We start from the raw sequence: 17,994 nt of genomic DNA on the forward strand, positions 1-17,994 counted from the left end.
GCTCCGCTCCCGGGTGCGGGCGCAGAAGGCACCGCTCCCACCCTTACTGCTAAAGTAGAAGTCACTAACTTCGACTTTAGCAGCAGTGGAGGGGGCGGCCCCTGTGGCAAGCCGGATCAGGCTGGAGGACCGGGAGTGCCCACTGTCCACGACGGTGGAACACGTAGGCGAGTGGTGGACGCTGCTGATCCTCCACGACGCTTTCGACGGCTACACGCGCTTCGACCAGTTCCAGGAGAGCCTGGGAATCTCCTCCAGCATGCTCTCCACCCGGCTGAAAACCCTCGTCGCCGACGGACTGCTGGAGCGCCGGCCCTACCAGGCCAACCCCGTACGCCACGAGTACGTCCTCACCGAACTCGGGCACTCCCTCCGACCGGTGATCGTCGCCCTGGCCGCGTGGGGTAACTCCCGCCTCACGCCGGCCGAACGCAGCATGATCCTCATCGACGCGCACAGCGGCGAGGAAGTCGAACCCGTCGTCGTCGACGCCAAGACCGGCCGCCGGCTCGACGACAGCGACACCTACGTCTTCACCGCAGGTCCCGCAGCCAGCGACGCCATGCGCCACCGATACGCGACACGACCGACACCCCCCGCAGAGGCGTAAGGCTGCCCCGAACCAGCACCGAACAGCCCTCCCTGGTCGGTTGCGAATTGATCACTCCTATCGCGGCAACGCCGCCTGGCGGGCGTTCCAGGCGTTGACCGCCGTGCGCCCCATGGCCGATCGAGGGCCTCGCCCCATCTCATGGTCAGCAACGTCAACGAATGAGTAGATCCCACCGGGGCGGTAGGCCGTCTTGTCTACCCCGGCGCCGTACGATCGGAGGGTGATCCGGCTGTCGGGCTTGTCGAGGAACGCATCCGGGGGCACACCCGAGTGGGCGCGAAAGCCCGGCGGCGACCCACCCGGCTGGGGCGCCAACTCAAGAATCACCGTTTCTCAGCCACACGGCGCCGGTCCACCCGCAGCGTCACGGCCAGACCAGGTCCTCCATTACCCTCCGTCACTCATGCCGCGACATCACCGCCACCCTTCACTGACGCCACGTCGCCCGCCAGGTACCGCGCCGCACATCTGACTAGGTGTCAGCAAAGTCAGCATTAAGTCAGCATCGGACCCGGCGGAACCCGCCGTGGACCGCCCCCAAGCGCCGCCATCGCGCAACCGCCAGGCGGTCCCTCCGCCCGGCCCAGCCGACGCCGAAGCCCGGATAGATGGACCACACGCCTCGCTTCGTCTTTGTTCAGGTCACACAAAAGGTCCACAGGCACGGAGGCTCGCGCAGGCGAGCGAGGTGACTGGCCCATGACCGTCTCCAGCGCGCGCCCAGTCACCCTCGAGCGCCCCGTGCGATGGTGGCCGGGCTGTTGCCCGGTCACCCGCACGGCCGATCCCGGGAAGATCTCCGGGCCCTGCCGTGTTGACGCCCGCACCAGCCTTCGACTGCACAGCGACAGGAGTGGACCACCGCAATGCCCAGCACCCTCGCCACCACGGCAACCGCACAGATCGGCGTCACCGGGCTCGCCGTCATGGGCAGCAACCTCGCCCGCAACTTCGCACGCCACGGCCACACCGTCGCCGTCCACAACCGCACCTATGCCAAGACCGAGGCACTGGTCAAGGAGCACGGTCACGAGGGTGACTTCGTTCCCTCCGAGACCGCCGAGGAATTCGTCGCCTCCCTCGTCAAGCCCCGCCGCATCATCATCATGGTCAAGGCAGGCGAGGCCACCGACGCCGTCATCGACGAGTTCGCGCCCCTCCTCGACGAGGGCGACGTCATCATCGACGGCGGCAACGCCCACTTCGCCGACACCCGCCGCCGCGAGAAGGACCTCCGCGACAAGGGCATCCACTTCGTCGGCGCCGGCATCTCCGGCGGCGAGGAAGGCGCCCTCAACGGCCCCTCCATCATGCCCGGCGGCTCGGCGGAATCCTACAAATCGCTCGGTCCCCTCCTGGAGTCCATCGCCGCCAAGGCCGAGGACGGCACCCCCTGCGCCGTGCACGTCGGCCCCGACGGCGCCGGCCACTTCGTCAAGATGGTGCACAACGGCATCGAGTACGCCGACATGCAGCTGATCGCCGAGGCGTACGACCTGCTGCGCTCGGTCGGCGGGTTCGCGCCGGAGCGGATCGCGGAGATCTTCCGGAACTGGAACGCCGGGCGGCTGGACTCGTACCTCATCGAGATCACCGCCGAGGTGCTCGCCCACAAGGACGCCGCCACCGGCCGCCCGTTCGTGGACGTCGTGGCGGACGAGGCCGAGCAGAAGGGCACCGGCCGGTGGACGGTGCAGACGGCGCTGGACCTCGGGGTGCCGGTGTCCGGGATCGCCGAGGCCGTGTTCGCGCGTTCCGTCTCCGGGCACAAGGAGCTGCGCGAGGCGGCGAACGGTCTGCCCGGTCCGTCGGCCGAGCCCCTCTCCGCCACCGAGGCCGAGGAGTTCGCCGCGCGCGTGGAGGAGGCGCTCTACGCGTCGAAGGTCGTGTCCTACGCCCAGGGCTGGAACATGATCGCCAAGGCGAGCGAGGAGTACGGCTGGGACATCGACCTGGGCGCGATGGCCGCCATCTGGCGCGGCGGCTGCATCATCCGGGCGGCCTTCCTCGACCGCATCCGCGCCGCGTTCGCGACCGACCCCCAGCTGCCCACCCTGCTGGCGGACCGTCAGTTCGCCGAGGAGGTCGGCCGGGCCCAGGACGCGTGGCGCGAGGTCGTCGCCACCGCCGTGCGCCGCGGGGTGCCGACGCCGGGCTTCTCCGCCGCCCTGGCCTACTACGACGCGCTGCGCGCCGAGCGGCTGCCGGCCGCCCTCACCCAGGGGCAGCGGGACTTCTTCGGCGCCCACACCTACCGGCGCACCGACCGCGAGGGCTCCTTCCACACCCTCTGGAGCGGTGACCGCAGCGAGGAGCAGACCGCCTGACGGATCCCGTGGGCGATGGTGCCCCGCGGCGTTCCGGCGCCGCGGGGCACCGCTATGGTCGGGCCATGCCGGACGTGCCGCAGCACCCCAATGTCGAGACGGCCCTGCGCTATCACGAGGCCGTCGCCCGCTTTGCCACGGGCGAGGAACTCGCCCGGTTCTTCCACGAGGACGCCGTCCACCACGAGCTGCCCAACGCCCTCTTCCCCGAGGGCGTCGTGCGCGATCTGCCCGCGATCCTGGCCGCGGCGGAGCGGGGCCGTGGCCTCCTCGCCGAGCAGCGCTTCGAGGTGACGGGCGCGGTCGCGGCCGGGGACCGGGTGGCCCTGGAGGTCGTCTGGTCGGGCACGCTGGGCGTGCCCCTGGGGGAGCTGCCCACCGGGCATGTGCTGCGCGCGCACATCGCGACGTTCCTGGAATTCCGGGACGGGAGGATCGTCTCGCAGCGCAACTACGACTGCTACGAGAGGCCTTGAGACTCGGTCGGCTCGGTCGGCTTATTCGGGGACTGTGCGGCGCGCGTGACAGCGCACATCATGAGCGGCGTCGTTCGACGCGGGAGATTTCCGCGTACGGAATCCGGGAGGTCCGATGCAGCACCCCTCACCGTCCCGCCGCACCGCCCTCAGATCCGCCCTCGGCACGGCCCTCGCCCTGGGCTGCAGCTGCACCGGCCTCGGCACGGGCGCCGCAGCCGCCGTCACAGCAGGACGGTCCGCCGGAGGGGGCGGCGGGGTCTTCCGGGACGTACGCGCCTTCCACGGCACCTGGGAAGGGGTGTACGACGGCCGGCGGGCGCGGCTGAGGATCGTCGTCGTGCGGCAGTCCCCCGGCACCCGGCACACCCTCTATCTCACCCTCACCGACCTCGACCGGGACGAGACCTTCACCGGCAGCCTTGAAGACGTCCCGGCGACCTCGCATCTGGCCGGTGGCATCGCGCTGCGCGGGTCCGCCGCCCTCGCCCTGCGCGCCCTGATGCTCCACACCCAGGACACCGACCGGCTCTCGGGGACGGGCGTGCGGGACGGCCGCGGCTTCCCCCTGTCCTTCCGCCGCTCCGGCACGGGCCCCGGCTACGTACAGAACCGGCCGTTCCGCGACTACCGCGACTGGTACGCCGGGGACGGCGGCTACGCCGGCGACCTCGACGGCCGTCCCGCCGAGCTGACCGTACGCCGCGAGGTCACCCTGGAAGGGGCCTTCATCGGCTTCCGGCTGGCGGATCTCGACCGGGGCATGTCCTGGGGCACCGCCCTGCGCGAGTCCGAGGTCCGGCGATGGTCCTACGACCGGCAGCGCGACCCGCTCGGGGGCGTGGCGCTGACGCCCGCGCGGTTCCTGGACGAGCCCCTCCAGGTCGACTCCCTGTACTGGCACGGCGCGAACACCGCCTATGTCTCGGGCGCGAGCGCCGGGCCGGGCGGCCTGTACGGGATGTCGTTCGTCCGGCGGGCCGCCCCGCCCGCGTAAGGCCCCGCGCAGGGACCCGCGCAGGGCTGTCCGTCAGTCGTCGACGGCGCCGCCCGTCGCCGTGCCCTCCTTGATGTCGGAGATCGCCTTGGTGGCGAGGTCCGACTGCACACTGAGGTAGGTGTACGTCGGCTTCTTCTCGTCGCCCCAGGTCAGCCGGACCTTCGTCCAGGTGTGCCCGGCACCGCTGTTGTCGTAGGTGACCTGCCAGGCGCGCGGGGTGTTCTGCGCGCGGAGCACGCCGTCCGTGGCGTTCTTCCGCTCCCAGGTCTCCAGGCGGGCGCGGAACTCCTTGGTGAGGTAGTGCGCGCGCAGGGCGCTGGACAGGGTGGCGTCGGGCGTGCCCGTACGGGCGTCGACGTAGGCGCCGTAGAAGGACGCCACCCGGTCGACGACCGAGGACGTGCCGCCCTCGAGCGTCTGCGGGGCGTCGTCCGCCGCCGTGGCGGCGGGCTTGGTGAAGGCCCCGGCGGAGGCCGCGAAGGCGACGGCCGGGACGGTGAGCGCGGCCAGCAGGGCGAATGCCACCCCGGAGCGCCGGGTGGATCGGGTCGTACGCATGGCTCCCCCTCGGTCGCCGGGTGGCCCTTTACGGCACCCGGTCATCGGATTCACCTTGTACAGCGGGCGAGTTGACGGAACAGTTCCCTCCCGGAACCGATGCCCCGTCAGGGGCCCGGAACAGAAAGGTATCCGCGCGTGCGCGTCCCGCGAAGACCCCTCATGGCCCTCCTCCTGTCCCTCTCGGCCCCTGTCCTCCCGCTCGTCGTGGCACCGCCCCGGGCCGCCGCCGGCCACGCCCCGCCGGATCCGGTGATCTTCGTGCACGGCCGGAACGCGGGGCCGGGCGTCTGGGGCGGGATGCGCGCGGACTTCTCCCGGAACGGCTACCCCGAGGACCGGCTTTATGCGTGGTCGTACGACACGGGTCAGTCGTCGAACGAGATACGGCCGGCCGGTTCGCGGCCTATGTCGACGAGGTGCCGGCCCGGACCGGGGCCGCGCGCGTGGACGTCGTGGCGCACAGCCTGGGCAGTCTGCCGACCCGCTGGTACCTCGCCTTCGGCGGCGGGGCGGCGGCCGGCCGGGTCGGTCACTGGACGTCACCGGCCGGGCCCAACCACGGGACGTCCCTGGCCTGGGCGTGCGCGTCTGTGGGACCAGGGGTGCCGCGACATGACGCCCGGCTCGTACGTGCTACGGAACCTCAACTCCGTTGACGAGACGCCCGGTTCCGTCCGGTACGCCACCTGGTGGTCGTCGTGCGACGAGCAGATCGCCCCGGTGGAGAGCACGGCGCTGGCCGGCGCCGTCAACACCCGTACGGCCAACTGCCTGAAGCACAACGACCTGCTGTCCGACGGTGAGGTGGCGCGGCAGGTCCGCGCGTTCCTCGCCGACGGTGTGAAGTGACGGTCATCCTGTCGGGACCGGGGCGGCCGGCAGGGAGACGACCATCGTCAGCCCGCCCCCCGGGGTGTCCTCGGGGGTGAGCGTGCCGCCCATGGCCTCGGTCAGGCCCCGGGACAGCGCGAGGCCCAGGCCGAGCCCGGTGGTGTTGTCGGTGTCCCCGAGCCGCTGGAAGGGCGCGAAGGCGCGCTCGCGGTCGGCGGGCCGGAGGCCGGGGCCCCGGTCGACGACCCGCAGCTCCACCCGGGAGGCGAGCACGCTGGCCGCGACGGTGACCGGGCGGCCCGGCGGGGAGTGCCGGGCGGCGTTGGCCACCAGGTTGGCCAGGACGCGCTCCAGCAGGGGCGGGTCGGCGAGGACGTCGGGAACCCGCTCCAGGTCCTGGGCGGCCACCCGGCACTCCGGCGCCTCCGGCAGGCTGTCCAGGGCCAGGGGCAGGACCTCGACGAGCGCGGTGGGGCGCAGGCTCAGGGTCAGGGCGCCCGCCTGGAGGCGGCTCATGTCGAGGAGGTTGTCGACGAGCCGGTTGAGCTTGGCCATCGACTCGTCGGCGGTGGCCAGCAGTTCCTCGCGGTCCTCGGGCGAGAAGTCGACCTCCCGGCTGCGCAGGGAGCTGACGGCGGCCCAGCCGCTGGCGAGCGGGGTGCGCAGGTCGTGGCTGACGGCGGCCAGGAGGGCGGTGCGCATCCGGTCGGCGGCCCGCACCGGCTCGATCTCGGCAGCCGCCTCGGCCAGCCGGGCGCGCTCCACGGCGGCCGTCAGATGGGCGGCGAAGGCGGCGAGCACCCGGCGATCGGAGGCGGGCAGCGCCCGGCCGCGCAGGACGAGTTCGGCGTCCTCCCCTATCGGCGTCCTGATCTCCTCGGCCGAGGCGCGCCCTGAGCCGTCGCGGGCCGCGGCGGGGGCGGCCTCGCGGTCGCGGGCCCGGGGGCGCAGCTCGGCCGACTCCATGCCGAAGGTCCGGCGGGTGCGCTCCAGCAGGTCGGGTACCTCCTGTTCGCCCCGGAGGATGCCGCCGGCCAGCGAGGACAGGGTCTCGGCCGCGGCGGTGGCGCTCGCGGCGCGCCGGCTCAGGCGCAGCGAGCGGTCCACGACGGCGGCGACGGTGGCGGCGACGAGGGCGAAGACGACGAGCGCGAGGATGTTGTTGGCGCCGTGGATGGTGAAGCGGCCCGCCGGGGGGATGAAGTAGTAGTTGAGCAGGAGCGAGGCCGTCAGGGAGGCCAGCAGCGCGGAGACCACCCCGCCGATGCAGGCCACTCCGACGACGGCGACGAGGAAGAGCAGGGCCTCGCTGGTCAGGTTGAGGCCGAGGGCCTCGGCGGCCGCGCCCGCGCGCAGGCCCGCGGTCAGCAGGAAGGGCAGGAGCAGCCCGGCCACGGGCCCGCAGATCCGGCGGACGCGGGAGAGGCCGCTGCCCGGGACGGGCGGGCCGGACCCCCGGCCGGCGCGCTCGTGGGTGACGATGTGGACGTCGATGTCGCCGGACATCTCGACGACGCTGTCGCCCACGCCGCGCGCGGCCAGAACGCGCGCCGGCCGGCCGCGGCGGCTGACGCCGACGACGAGCTGGGTGGCGTTCTCGGCGCGGGCGAAGTCCATGAGCGCGGTGGGCACTTGGTCGCCGACGACCGTGTGGTAGGTGCCGCCGAGGCTCTCGACGAGCCGGCGCTGCCCGGCCAGCGCGGCGGGCGAGGCGCCGGCGAGCCCGTCGCTGCGGGTGACGTGCACGGCCAGCAGGTCGCCGCCGGAGGAGCGGGCGGCGATCCGGGCGGCCCGGCGGATGAGGGTGTCGCCCTCGGGGCCGCCGGTGAGCGCGACGACGACGCGTTCCCGGGTCTCCCAGACGCCGCCGATGCCGTGCTCGGCGCGGTAGCGCTGAAGGGTCTCGTCGACGCGTTCGGCGAGCCACAGCAGGGCCAGCTCGCGGAGGGCGGTGAGGTTGCCGACGCGGAAGTAGTGCGAGAGCGCCGCGTCGATCTTCTCGGGGGCGTAGATGTTGCCGTGGGCCATGCGGCGGCGCAGTGCCTCGGGGGCCATGTCGACGAGCTCGATCTGGTGGGCGCGGCGGACGACGTCGTCCGGCACGGTCTCCCGCTGCGGCACCCCGGTGATCTTCTCGACGACGTCGCTGAGGGATTCCAGGTGCTGGATGTTGACGGTGGTCATCACGTCGATTCCCGCGGCGAGCAGTTCCTCGACGTCCTGCCAGCGCTTGGTGTTGCCGGTGCCGGGCACGTTGGTGTGGGCGAGTTCGTCGATGAGGACCACGGCGGGACGGCGGGCGAGCACGGCGGCGAGGTCGAGTTCGGTGAACTCCATGCCCCGGTGGTCGCGGTGGAGACGCGGCAGCACCTCCAGTCCCGCGAGCATCTCCTCGGTGTGCGGGCGGTGGTGGCACTCGGCGTAGGCCACCACGACATCGGTGCCGCGCAGGGCGCGGCGCCATCCTTCGTCCAGCATGCGGTACGTCTTGCCGACTCCGGGGGCAGCGCCGAGAAAGACCTTCAGTCTGCCGGGGCGAGGGCCCGGAGTTTCAGGCGGAGCGCCGGCCTGGGCCATGGGTGTTCCTTCTGTCGGGGGCGGGTCGAAATCGCCCGGTGCGGAGGGGTACATGGCCATCGTCGGCCGATCCGGGCCGTGGGCGGAGGTGCGGGGACGGACGTTGACGCGTTCCTGACTTCGGCAGGTCACAAGCGGGGTGAGGGCGGGGCGGGGGGCGGGCGCAAGCCGGTGGATTTCTTCCGGGAGTGCCGGGAAGCCTGGTCGGCGGCAGTGCGGCGCGAGCCGCTCCACCGTGTCGACGGGAAACCTCACGTGACCGCTCTGACCGCTGTTCTCCTCCTTGTCTCCTTCGCCACGCTCATCGCCACGGGCGCCCGGCACTGGCGGGTTCCCGCGCCGTCGCTGCTGGTCGTGGGCGGGGTGCTGATCGGGGCGTTGCCCTGGGTGCCCGCGATCCGGGTCGCCCCGGAGACGATCAGCGTCGTGGTGCTGCCGCCTCTGTTGTTCGCCTCGGCCGAGGAAATATCGTGGCGCGAACTGCGGCCGGTGTGGCGGCCGGTGACCGTGCTGGCCTTCGGGCTGGTGCTGGCCACCGCGGCGGCCGTGGGCGTGGTCGCCGCCGCCGTCACCCCGCTCCGCGGCACCACGGCGTTCGTTCTCGGCGCGGTGCTGGCCAGTACGGACCCGGTGGCGGTCACGGCGCTGGGGCGCCGGCTGTCGCTGCCGCCGCGCGTGCAGGTGCTGGTGCAGGCGGAGAGCCTGTTCAACGACGCCACGTCGCTGGTGCTGTTCAAAGTCGCCGTCGCCACGGCCGTGACGGCGGGCGCGGTCTCCCCGGCGGCGTCGGGCGGCGCGTTCCTGTTCCTGGGCGGTGGCGGGGTGCTGATCGGCGGCGCGGTGGCGGGGGTCGCGGCGCTGATCCGGCGGCGCACGGCCGATCCCGTGCTGGAGACGGTCGTCGCGCTGGTGACGCCTTACGCGGCGTATGTTCTCGCCGAGGACCTGGGGGCGTCCGGGGTCACCGCGGTGGTGGTGGCGGGCGTGGTGCTGGGAAGCACGGGCCACCGGCTGACGAACGCGGCCCTCCGGCTCCAGGTGCACGCCGTCTACGGCACGGTGGTCTTCCTGCTGGAGAGTGTGGTCTTCGCCGTCATAGGGCTGGAGCTGCCGGCGCTCGTCCACGAACTCGGCTCCGCCGGGGACGACTGGCCGCTGGGGGTGCTGGCGATGGCCGGCACGGTCCTGACGACACGGCTGCTCGGGGTCCTGCCGCTGTCCCTGCTGACGCAGCGTCGGCGGGGCGACGGGCGGGTGTCCTGGCGCGTCCCGGCGGTGGTGTCGTGGGCGGGGACGCGGGGGGTGATGCCGCTGGCCGCCGCGCTGTCGATCCCGCTCACGGTCGAGGGGGGCGGGCCGCTGCCGCACCGTCCGCTGCTCCTGGTGCTCACGGCGGGCGTCGTCGTCCTCACGCTCGTCCTCCAGGGTTTCACCCTGGCCCCGGTGGTCCGCTGGTCCGGCATCGCGCTCGAGCCCGAGCACACCGCCCACGAGGAGGCCCGCTGCCGGGCGGCGCTCGCCAAGGCGGGGCTGGACTGCCTGGACGAGCTGGAGTCCTTGGAGGCGGCCTCCACGACCGTCGTCGACCAGCTGCGGCGGGGGTTGCTGGCGCAGCTGGATCAGGCGGACGCGGATCGTGGTGACGACGGATTCTCGGCGACCGATTACCGCGAGCTGCGGCGGGCGGTGATAGCGGCGGAGAGCGCGGAGCTGCGGCGGTTGTACGAGGGGAATCGCATCAGCGATATGACACGGAGGAGGGTGCAGCGGTCGTTGGACCTGGAAGAGGCGGGATTGGGCGAGTGAGGGGGGTGTTGCCCCTGTCCCACCCTTTCACCGTTTCCGAGGGGGCTCCGCCCCCTCGCACCCCCGGGTGGGGGTTCGGGGGCGAAGCCCCTGAAAGAAACGGGAAGGGGCGGGACAGGGGTGAGCGCCGCAGGCCCCTCGCCTACTGTCGGCGGTCGACCACCGACCGGAGCTTCCCGGTCGTCGCCGTGCGGGCGAAGTCCGCGGTCGCGACCGTCTCGATCTCGACGTCGAGCAGCCGCTCCTCCACCGCCGAGCGGAGCTCCGGGTAGCCGGCCAGCAAGGCCGTGCGCAGGGCGGCCGGGTCGGCCGAGTGCTCCACCCGTACCGTGAGGCGCTCGCGGGCCGTGCCGTTCTCGACGAGCACCTGGAGTTCCCCGGCGTAGCCGAGGTCCTCCTCGGCGATGGTCACGAACCGCCGGTGGTTGAGGAAGTACGTCGCGACGCGCATCACGTCACCGAGCCTGCCGAGCAGTTCGAAGCGCGGGGCGTGGTTGCCGCAGGGGCAGCGGCCGGGGACGGCGCGGCCGAGGTCGCCGATGACGTAGCGGTCGAGGCGCTGGCCGCGCCGGGCGTGGGTGGTGAAGACGAGGCGGCCGGTCTCCCCCGGTGCCACGGGCCGGTCGGCGTCGACGTCGAGGATTTCGAGCGTGTGGAGGTCGGCGTGGAGGTGGTGGACTCCGCCCGCGCTTTCCACGCACTGGTAGCCGAGCGGGCCGAGGTCCGTGCTGCCGTAGGTGATGGAGCGGATGGTCTCGATGCCGAAGTTCTCGGCGAGGACGCGGCGCTGCTCGGCCGTGAAGTGCTCCCCGCCGTAGAAGATCTTGCGGATGCCGCCGTAGGAGCGCAGCAGGTCGCTCTGGTCGTGCAGGAGCTGCCAGAGGTAGGAGGGCATGCCGAAGAGGGTGTCCGCCTCGTGGGCGACCAGGGCCTCGGCGGTGGCGCGGTGGTCGGGGCCGGCCGCGATGGGCATCTGGGTGCCGCCCAGCCGCTCCAGGATGGAGAAGAAGCTGATGAAGCCGCCGTACATGCCGCCGCAGTAGAAGAGGTTGGCGGTGCGGTCGTGCTTGGGGTCGTACCCGGCGGCGAGCAGGCCGCGGGCGGCGGCGCTCATCTGGGTGTCGTAGTCGTCGTAGGTGAACAGGGACAGGGCGGGGGTGCCGGTGCTGCCGCCGCTGCGGAAGTACAGCTCGGCGTCGCGCCGGTCGACGGAGCGGTTGAGCTCCTGGACGGCGGCCTTGTCGAGCAGCGGCCCGCTCGGCTCGGGGAGGGCGGCCGGGCGGACCAGGTCGTCGAGGCAGGCGACGGTGGCGAAGCGCTCGTCGGCCTGGACGGCGACGCGGCGGCTGTAGCGCTGGAGCGCGTAGACGCCGTCGTGGGGCTCGCCCGCGTAGCTGGCCAGCATCCCGCCGACGGGCGTGACGCGGGTGGCGCCGGCGGCCAGGGCGAGGCGGGAGAGCTCCGCGACGTCGGTGCGGGTGCCGGCGATGCCGACGGTCTGGAGGTAGCGGCGCATGGGGCGCAGCGTGGCGAGCATCCGCTGCCGGGGCAGGGGCTTGACCCAGACGCTGCGGTGCAGCGGGGAGGCGGTGAGCGCGGGGCGGGTGTCGGCCATGACGCGCCAGGAGCCGTCGGGGGCCACATGGACGCGGGTGAGGCCGAGATGCTCCTCAAGGCGGGCCATGAGCTCGGTGGTGGTGAGCTCGGCCTGTTCGGCGGTGCCCAGTTCGTCGGTGGACGGGCCGGGGGGCATGGTGGCGAGGGCGCCTGCGAGGCGTTCGGCGAAGGCGAGGACCTCCTTGTCGTCGTCGGTGTCGAGGTAGACGACCTGGGGGCTGGAGCAGGCCTGCTGTTCCAGCAGGCAGACGTCGGCGGCGAGGGCGGCCAGGGTCGCCTCGTCCTGCCAGGCGTCGCGGGCGAGGTAGGCGAAGGAGATCTTGTGGCCCCACTCCACCAGGCGGCAGCCGGGCGGCACATGGGCGGCCACGCCCTCGACGGCGGCCTCGCCGCCCCAGACGGCGACGGCGTCGGCGGGCGCGCACATCAGGCGCAGCCACTCCTGCCGGGAGGAGGGGAAGCGCAGCACGATGACGCGCCGGGCGATGGCTCCGCTCTCGTCCAGCGCGGCCAGTTCGGCGAGGAGGTGCTGGGCGAGGAGGGTGTCGGCGCCGGAGGTCTTGAGGATGTTGACGTTGCCGGCCAGCAGTCCTTCGACGAGGCTCAGGGGCGCGACGGAGGCGGCGTTGCCGGGGGCGATGTGGGCGACGAGGCCGATGGGCGCCCAGGCCTCGTAGACGGTGTCCTTGGCGTCGGGGCGGTTGAGCCGCTGGGGTGCGGCGCCGCCGAGTTCGCTGCGGAGCTTGCGGGTGAGTTCCGGTCGGCCGAGGAACGCGCCGAGTTCGGCGAGGAGGGTGCCGTCCTCGCCCTCGGGCAGGTGGGCGGCGAGCCGGGCGTACGTGGGGTGGGCGGGGTCGAGGAGCGCGGTGGACAGTGCGTCGCAGGCGGCGAGGACGGTCTCGGTGTCCAGGGGCTCGGCGAGGGTGTCCTCGACGGCGGTGGGCAGCGTGGCGAGGCGCCGGCCGGCTTCCTCGTCGTCGATGAAGGCGCCCTGCCAGTAGTGCGGATTGGTCTCGGTTGTCACGACATGCCCTTCATCAGTTCGGCGGCGGCCACGGCGCAGCTCTTGTTGCGGCTCACTCCGGCGCGGCCGTGGATGGTGAACCAGTCGGTGTCCAGGTCGCAGCCGCAGTCGCTGCCGGGGTGGAGGGAGGCGAGGTCGCCCATGACGACGCTCTGCGCGGGGACGGAGGTGATGTAGGGGGAGACCAGGTGGAGGTAGCCCCGCTCGCCGTATCCGAGCGGCTCCAGCGTGCGGGTGGAGCGGATGAACACACGGGACCAGACGGGCGCGTGGAGGTTGTGGTGCGAGCACTCGATGTAGGGAATGCAGTGCTCGACGGAGCCGAAGGTGTCGCGGATCCGCTCGGAGGGGACGCCGAGCTGTTCGGTGACGCGGGCGTACAGCTCGTGCTTGCCGATCTGCTGGTCGGTGTGGCCCTTCCAGCCGCCGCCGAGGACGATCAGGGAGCCCTCGGGGAGGTTCAGGGGCGGCAGGCCCATGGCCCGCATCCGCTCCAGGGTGAACCAGAGGAAGGCGGGGAAGCCCAGGATGCGGACGGGTACGTCCTCCTCGGCGTAGCGGAGCAGCGCGGCGACGTAGCCGAAGGGGTCGAACTCGTGGCCGCCGCCGGTGTGGCGGAGGGCGTACTCGACCCGGCGGGCGGGGGCGAAGTCGCAGAGGTAGTTGTCGGTGAAGGAGGTGCCGAGCTTGAGGTCGGGGGCGGGCTCGTAGCTGTAGAGGAGGTAGTTGACGGGCTGGTCGGGGGTGATCCAGCCGTTGCGCTCGAAGATCCGGGCGACCATGCGCTGGGCGGAGCGGATGGTCCACTCGTCGAAGAACATCTGCGACTTCTGCCCGGTGGTGCCGGACGAGGTGAGGTGGAGGTGGACGTCGTCGCGCGGGATCGACAGGACCTCGTGCCGCTTGAAGAAGTTCGCGTGCACCAGGGGCGCGCGGTAGGGCTCCTCGGGGGCGGTCCCCTGGTACAGCGAGCCGAAGAACGGGGAGCGTTCGGTGTGCCAGGCGTGGATCTCCGCCATGGCGGCGGCGAAGAGCTCCTCCTCGGCGGGGCCGGAGGTGTAGGGGTCGGTCAGGTCGCACAGGCGCTGGACGTGCGGCAGCAGCGCGGGGTCGGGGACGTCGACGGGTGCGAGATGGGGATTGACGGATGTCATGAGGCAACCTCGAGGGTGGGCAGGTAGGTCGACGCCCAGGCCGCCGCGTAGGCGTCCAGGAACGGCTGGAGGGGAGCGTCGACGACCACTTCGCGGAAGTCGATCTGTTCGGCGGTGCGGGACATCACGACGTAGTCGTGGAAGCCGTCGCCGTCGGGCTCGGGGCGCATGGCCGGGTAGAGGGCGCTGGGGATGAAGCCCTGGGCGAGGAAGGCCGAGAGCGCTCCGTGCTCGGAGAGCGGCACCAGGGCCTCCACATAACCGGCGCCCGCGCGGGTGAGGGTCCGGGTGATGGGCTCCAGGTAGTCGGCGGCCGCGGCCGGGTCGGGCGCGGCGGCGATCAGGGAGCAGTAGCGCCCGGTGCGGTTGAGGTAGGCGTAGACCTCGAAGCTGTCGTCGTCGGACGCCAGCAGCGCGTTGGGGGTGTGCAGCGGGTAGAACCAGCGCTCGTTGTCGGGGAAGCGCTCGTGGAAGCGGCGGCGGACGAACGAGGGTGCCTCGATCATCTCCAGCCGCGCCGCCCTCGTGGTGCGGGCGGGCGCTGTCTTCGGGGCGGTGAAGCGGGTGTGCCCGTAGTCGGTGCCGAGGCTCGCGCCGACGGTGCGCAGGAGGGGCGCGAGCGGGGTGGGGACCTCGGCGACGGGGAGGCGACGGTCCAGCACCCCCGGCGAGTGACGCGCGTAGAGTGCGAGGCTTTCGCGGCTGTTGAGGTCCACGGCGTTGGGCAGGACGCCCATGGGGCGGAAGCCGTTGCGGGACACGACGCGCTGGGGGCCGACGCTGACGGTGCGGACCGTGGCGTAGACGGAGTCCAGGCTCCCGGTGTCCAGCGTCCTCCGGCACAGCTCGTCGGTCAGGGCGTGGGCGAGGCCGCCGGAGCGGCGCTCGGGGTGGACGGCGAGCCCTTCCAGCCGGCCGACACGGCTGCCGGCCTCGCCGTGGATGGCAGCCGACGCGGCGAGCCCGCCGGAGCCGGGGTGCCGGGCGACCAGCCAGAGGGTGTGGGGGTCGGCAATGAGCCGGGACATCTCGGCGGGGTCGGTGCCCAGAGCGGTGGGGTAGTGCGGGCCGTAGACGGCGTAGTAGAGCTGGCGCAGTTCGGCGATGTCGGCGGGCGTGGCCCGGTCGATCGTGAAGGTCATCGCTGTCCTCCGGTGGCCACGGGCTCGGTCGGGTGGGACGTACGGGCCTGCGGGGCCTCGTCGGCGTCGGCCCCGGCGTCGGTGTCCGGGTCCCGCAGCAGGGCCAGCGCGCAGGCCGCGGGGAGGAGTCCGGCCGCCTGGATCAGGCACAGGGTCTGCGGGGAGAGCCGGTCGCCCAGCAGGCCGAACAGCAGCGAGGCCAGGGGGAAGGTCGCCCCGAGCACGGCCTGCATCACGGCGAAGAAGCCGGGCTTGTCGGCGGTGGGGACGAGCCGCTGGAACAGCGCCACGAACCGCACTCCGATGACACCGACGCACCAGCCCGCGACGACCAGGCAGCCCGCGATGACGAACCGGCTCGCGAACAGGCCGGGCGCGGCCAGGGCCAGGGCCATCAGGGTCAGCAGCCACGCGCCGAGGGTGGTGGGCCGGCCGGGGACGCGGGCGCCGGTGAACGAGCCGATCAGCGTGCCCACGCCCAGCGACGCCTCCAGCAGGGCGACGGTGGAACCGCCGTCCGCCAGGACGGACTTGGTGTACAGCGGGATGACGACGAAGACGGCGGTGGTGAAGAGGTTGGCCGCGGTGAAGCAGAGCAGGATCCGGCGGACGAACGGCAGCCCGGCCAGGATCCCCCGCAGCGACCGCGGGCCGTCGTCCGCGCCCGGCTCCGTGCCGACGTCCGTGCCGTCGTCCGCGCCGGGCGCGGCCGGGGTGCGGAACCGTACGGTCGTGAGCAGCACGGCCGCGACGAGGTAGGCGCTCGCGCAGCCGACGGCGAGGCCCGCCACTCCGGCGCCGTCGACGATCAGGGCGCCCATGAGCGCTCCGCCGAGGCTCGCCAGCGACTGGGTGGACAGTTCGAAGCCGGTGGCGGCCTCGATGTCCTCGTCGTCGACGAGTTCGGGCACGGAGGTGGTCAGGCAGGGGTCGAAGAAGGCCTGGCAGGCGGCGAGGGCCAGGGTCGCGGCGTAGGCGGCGGCGAGCGGCAGCCCGCCGGCGTACGCCCAGCAGGCGAGGGCCGCGGCGGCGACGCCCGCTCCCCCGGCGGCCGTGCGCAGCACGGAGCGGTGCGCGAAGCGGGCGACGGCCCGGGCGACGACGGGCGCGAGCGCCACGGCGGGCAGGGTGCTGACGGCCATGAAAAGCCCGGAGGCGAGGCCGCGTCCGCCGGCGACGGCGTAGGCGACCAGCCACCAGGAGACGCCGACCTGGAACATCCGCACGGCGGCCTGGGTGAGTACCTGGGCCAGCCAGACCGTGCCGAAGGCGCGGTTGCGCAGGACGAGGGGCGGGCGGCGGCCCTCGTCGGTGGTCACGGCGGTCATGCGGTGGGCCTCTCGTCGATGACCCGGACGAGCTTGCCCGAGCGGGAGTTGACGACGAGGTCGCTGTGGCGGGCCCACTCCACGGTCAGGGGGTGGACGAAGCCGGCGGCCACGCTGTCGGGGTAGAGCGGGCGGACGGTGTTCAGCCGCTCGACAACGGTCTTGGCGAGGGGTTCCAGACCCGTGGGGTCGTCGTCGCCGGGGGCGGTGGCCAGGCGCAGCACCAGGCCGTCGCGGCCGTCGCGGCGGCGCACCACGAGCTGAGTGCCCGTCACGCGGCCGTCGGTGTCCGCCTCGGCGACGGCGTCGAGCGCGTCCTGCGAGTAGAGGGAGACGGGGCCGACGCGGACGCCCTCCTCGGCGCGGCCGAGGATGCGGAAGTGCCCGGCCCCGGTGTCCGTCCATTCGGCGCGGTCGCCGGCGGGGAAGCGGATGACGGGCATGAGGCGGCGGAAGAGCTGGGTCACCACGACGCGGCCGGGGCGGCCGGGCTCGTGGATGGGCTCCCCGGTGGTCTCGTCGAGGATCTCGACGATCGTGTGCGGGGTGAAGGCGCGGTGCACCCGGGGGTCGGGGCCGGGTACGGGGCGGCCGAGGAGGCCGGCGTCGACGCTGGCGTAGCCGAGGGAGCGCGGTTCGGCGTTGGGGAAGGCGGCGGCGAGCAGGCGCCGCTGGTCGGAGAAGAGCGCCTCGCCGCCGAAGAACAGCAGCTCCACGGCGGGGAGCTGACGGCCCGTGGCGATCAGGTGCTCGGCCAGCCGGCACAGGGTGGTCGGGGTGCCCGCCACCACCTGGGCGCCGAGGTCCTCAAGGGTGGGGACGGTGGTCTCGAGGGGGGCGCCGCCGCCGATGGGCAGCCGGACGTTGTCGACGGGCGCGTGGGCGAGCGAGTCCAGGACGAACAGGAAGCTGGCGTAGAGCTCGCCCGCGTAGAAGAGGTCGGCGACCCGGTGGCCGGGGCGCAGCCCCGCCTCGACGAGTCCCCCGCCGAAGGCGGTGACGAAGTCGCGCCACTCCTCGCGGGTGAAGCAGGAGAACTTGGGGGCGCCGGTCGTGCCGCCGGTCTTGTAGACGACGGCTTCGCTCAGGGGCGCGGTCAGCACCTGGTTGTCGTCGAGGGTGTTGGCCGCCCAGAAGGCGCTCTGGTCCACGACGGGCAGGTCGGTCAGGTGCCGGACCTCCGGGGGGAGGCCGGCGTAGAGCTCCGCGTAGAAGGGGGAGTTCCGGCGGGTGAAACGTATGAGGTCCGATAGCGGGTGAACGGACATGCGGCCTTTGCCTAGGTGATACGGACAGGGGTGGTGTCCCGGGCATGGCGAAGCCGCGGCGAGGAGTGCGATGCGCTCGCCACGTGCCGGTGCCGGTCTGTTCCGCGAGAGGCGTGCCTTACCGCTCTCGACGTCGCTCCGGCGTCGGTGTCTGACGCTCGGTCACGAGGGAACGCCATAGAAGATATCGCAGAATTACCCCTGCGCTCACCACATGTCAGGTGAATGTGGCGCGAAACCTCTGTTTCTTTTGTTGAAAGCCGTTCTTGC

General features: G+C 72.8%; 13 protein-coding genes. 6 read left to right on the plus strand and 7 right to left on the minus strand.

Translation table 11 applies throughout. From position 1 onward, the window contains the following. Positions 1-103 precede the first annotated feature (103 nt). The 4 genes from RM609_RS05780 (at position 104) to RM609_RS05795 (ending at position 4,413) form a co-directional block, all read left to right on the plus strand. Positions 104-610 carry a winged helix-turn-helix transcriptional regulator gene (locus RM609_RS05780; protein WP_311608434.1) on the plus strand — a complete coding sequence of 169 codons (507 nt, stop codon included), beginning with the start codon at positions 104-106 and terminating at the stop codon, positions 608-610. 869 nt (positions 611-1,479) lie between these two features. Beyond that, positions 1,480-2,940 carry an NADP-dependent phosphogluconate dehydrogenase gene (gene gnd / locus RM609_RS05785; protein ID WP_311608435.1) on the plus strand — a complete coding sequence of 487 codons (1,461 nt, stop codon included), beginning with the start codon at positions 1,480-1,482 and terminating at the stop codon, positions 2,938-2,940. Between the two features lie 65 nt (positions 2,941-3,005). Continuing rightward, positions 3,006-3,416 carry a nuclear transport factor 2 family protein gene (locus tag RM609_RS05790; protein ID WP_311608436.1) on the plus strand — a complete coding sequence of 137 codons (411 nt, stop codon included), beginning with the start codon at positions 3,006-3,008 and terminating at the stop codon, positions 3,414-3,416. A gap of 115 nt (positions 3,417-3,531) precedes the next feature. Continuing rightward, complete coding sequence (locus tag RM609_RS05795) at positions 3,532-4,413, plus strand: hypothetical protein (RefSeq protein WP_311608438.1); 882 nt, start codon at positions 3,532-3,534, stop codon at positions 4,411-4,413. A 33-nt stretch (positions 4,414-4,446) separates the two neighbouring features. Here RM609_RS05795 and RM609_RS05800 read toward each other — a convergent pair whose 3' ends face one another. Further along, the gene (locus RM609_RS05800) at positions 4,447-4,974 is read right to left on the minus strand and encodes a hypothetical protein (protein WP_311608440.1); all 528 of its coding nucleotides are present in this window, start codon (positions 4,972-4,974) and stop codon (positions 4,447-4,449) included. A 615-nt stretch (positions 4,975-5,589) separates the two neighbouring features. On the opposite strand from RM609_RS05800, the gene RM609_RS05810 reads away from it, so the two are divergent. Beyond that, positions 5,590-5,826: a hypothetical protein gene (locus tag RM609_RS05810; protein WP_311608536.1), complete on the plus strand. Its 237-nt coding sequence runs from the start codon at positions 5,590-5,592 to the stop codon at positions 5,824-5,826. A 3-nt stretch (positions 5,827-5,829) separates the two neighbouring features. On the opposite strand, the gene RM609_RS05815 is transcribed toward RM609_RS05810, so the two are convergent. After that, positions 5,830-8,385 (minus strand): sensor histidine kinase, encoded by a 2,556-nt coding sequence (locus RM609_RS05815; protein WP_311608442.1) that lies wholly within the window; start codon positions 8,383-8,385, stop codon positions 5,830-5,832. 255 nt (positions 8,386-8,640) lie between these two features. On the opposite strand from RM609_RS05815, the gene RM609_RS05820 reads away from it, so the two are divergent. After that, positions 8,641-10,191: a Na+/H+ antiporter gene (locus RM609_RS05820; protein ID WP_311608443.1), complete on the plus strand. Its 1,551-nt coding sequence runs from the start codon at positions 8,641-8,643 to the stop codon at positions 10,189-10,191. A gap of 142 nt (positions 10,192-10,333) precedes the next feature. Here the strand turns inward: RM609_RS05820 and RM609_RS05825 are convergent, their stop codons facing one another. Genes RM609_RS05825 through RM609_RS05845 form a run of 5 tightly spaced genes read right to left on the minus strand, consistent with a single transcriptional unit; the run spans position 10,334 to position 17,724 of the window. Then, on the minus strand, positions 10,334-12,832 hold the full coding sequence (locus RM609_RS05825) for an acyl-CoA reductase (RefSeq protein ID WP_311608445.1): 2,499 nt from the start codon (positions 12,830-12,832) through the stop codon (positions 10,334-10,336). Continuing rightward, positions 12,829-13,986: a LuxE/PaaK family acyltransferase gene (locus RM609_RS05830; RefSeq protein ID WP_311608446.1), complete on the minus strand. Its 1,158-nt coding sequence runs from the start codon at positions 13,984-13,986 to the stop codon at positions 12,829-12,831. Before RM609_RS05830 ends, RM609_RS05825 begins: the two co-directional genes overlap by 4 nt. Beyond that, a complete protein-coding gene (locus RM609_RS05835; RefSeq protein WP_311608447.1) occupies positions 13,983-15,128 on the minus strand; it encodes a GNAT family N-acetyltransferase in 1,146 nt (381 codons plus the stop codon). Before RM609_RS05835 ends, RM609_RS05830 begins: the two co-directional genes overlap by 4 nt. After that, positions 15,125-16,456, minus strand: a complete 1,332-nt coding sequence (locus RM609_RS05840; protein ID WP_311608449.1) for an MFS transporter — start codon at positions 16,454-16,456, stop codon at positions 15,125-15,127. The genes RM609_RS05835 and RM609_RS05840 overlap by 4 nt, the downstream gene beginning before the upstream one ends. Beyond that, positions 16,453-17,724, minus strand: coding sequence for a phenylacetate--CoA ligase family protein (locus RM609_RS05845; protein WP_311608451.1), 1,272 nt, complete (start codon positions 17,722-17,724; stop codon positions 16,453-16,455). The genes RM609_RS05840 and RM609_RS05845 overlap by 4 nt, the downstream gene beginning before the upstream one ends. Positions 17,725-17,994 lie beyond the last annotated feature (270 nt).

Source organism: Streptomyces hesseae, from assembly GCF_031845785.1.
GTDB lineage: Bacteria > Actinomycetota > Actinomycetes > Streptomycetales > Streptomycetaceae > Streptomyces > Streptomyces hesseae.

Bases quoted from the DNA above. Each gene is read 5' to 3' on its own strand.
- gnd (WP_311608435.1), top strand. From the start codon at position 1,480: ATGCCCAGCACCCTCGCCACCACGGCAACCGCACAGATCGGCGTCACC.
- RM609_RS05790 (WP_311608436.1), top strand. From the start codon at position 3,006: ATGCCGGACGTGCCGCAGCACCCCAATGTCGAGACGGCCCTGCGCTAT.
- RM609_RS05795 (WP_311608438.1), top strand. From the start codon at position 3,532: ATGCAGCACCCCTCACCGTCCCGCCGCACCGCCCTCAGATCCGCCCTC.
- RM609_RS05800 (WP_311608440.1), bottom strand. From the start codon at position 4,974: ATGCGTACGACCCGATCCACCCGGCGCTCCGGGGTGGCATTCGCCCTG.
- RM609_RS05810 (WP_311608536.1), top strand. From the start codon at position 5,590: ATGACGCCCGGCTCGTACGTGCTACGGAACCTCAACTCCGTTGACGAG.
- RM609_RS05815 (WP_311608442.1), bottom strand. From the start codon at position 8,385: ATGGCCCAGGCCGGCGCTCCGCCTGAAACTCCGGGCCCTCGCCCCGGC.
- RM609_RS05830 (WP_311608446.1), bottom strand. From the start codon at position 13,986: ATGACATCCGTCAATCCCCATCTCGCACCCGTCGACGTCCCCGACCCC.
- RM609_RS05835 (WP_311608447.1), bottom strand. From the start codon at position 15,128: ATGACCTTCACGATCGACCGGGCCACGCCCGCCGACATCGCCGAACTG.
- RM609_RS05840 (WP_311608449.1), bottom strand. From the start codon at position 16,456: ATGACCGCCGTGACCACCGACGAGGGCCGCCGCCCGCCCCTCGTCCTG.
- RM609_RS05845 (WP_311608451.1), bottom strand. From the start codon at position 17,724: ATGTCCGTTCACCCGCTATCGGACCTCATACGTTTCACCCGCCGGAAC.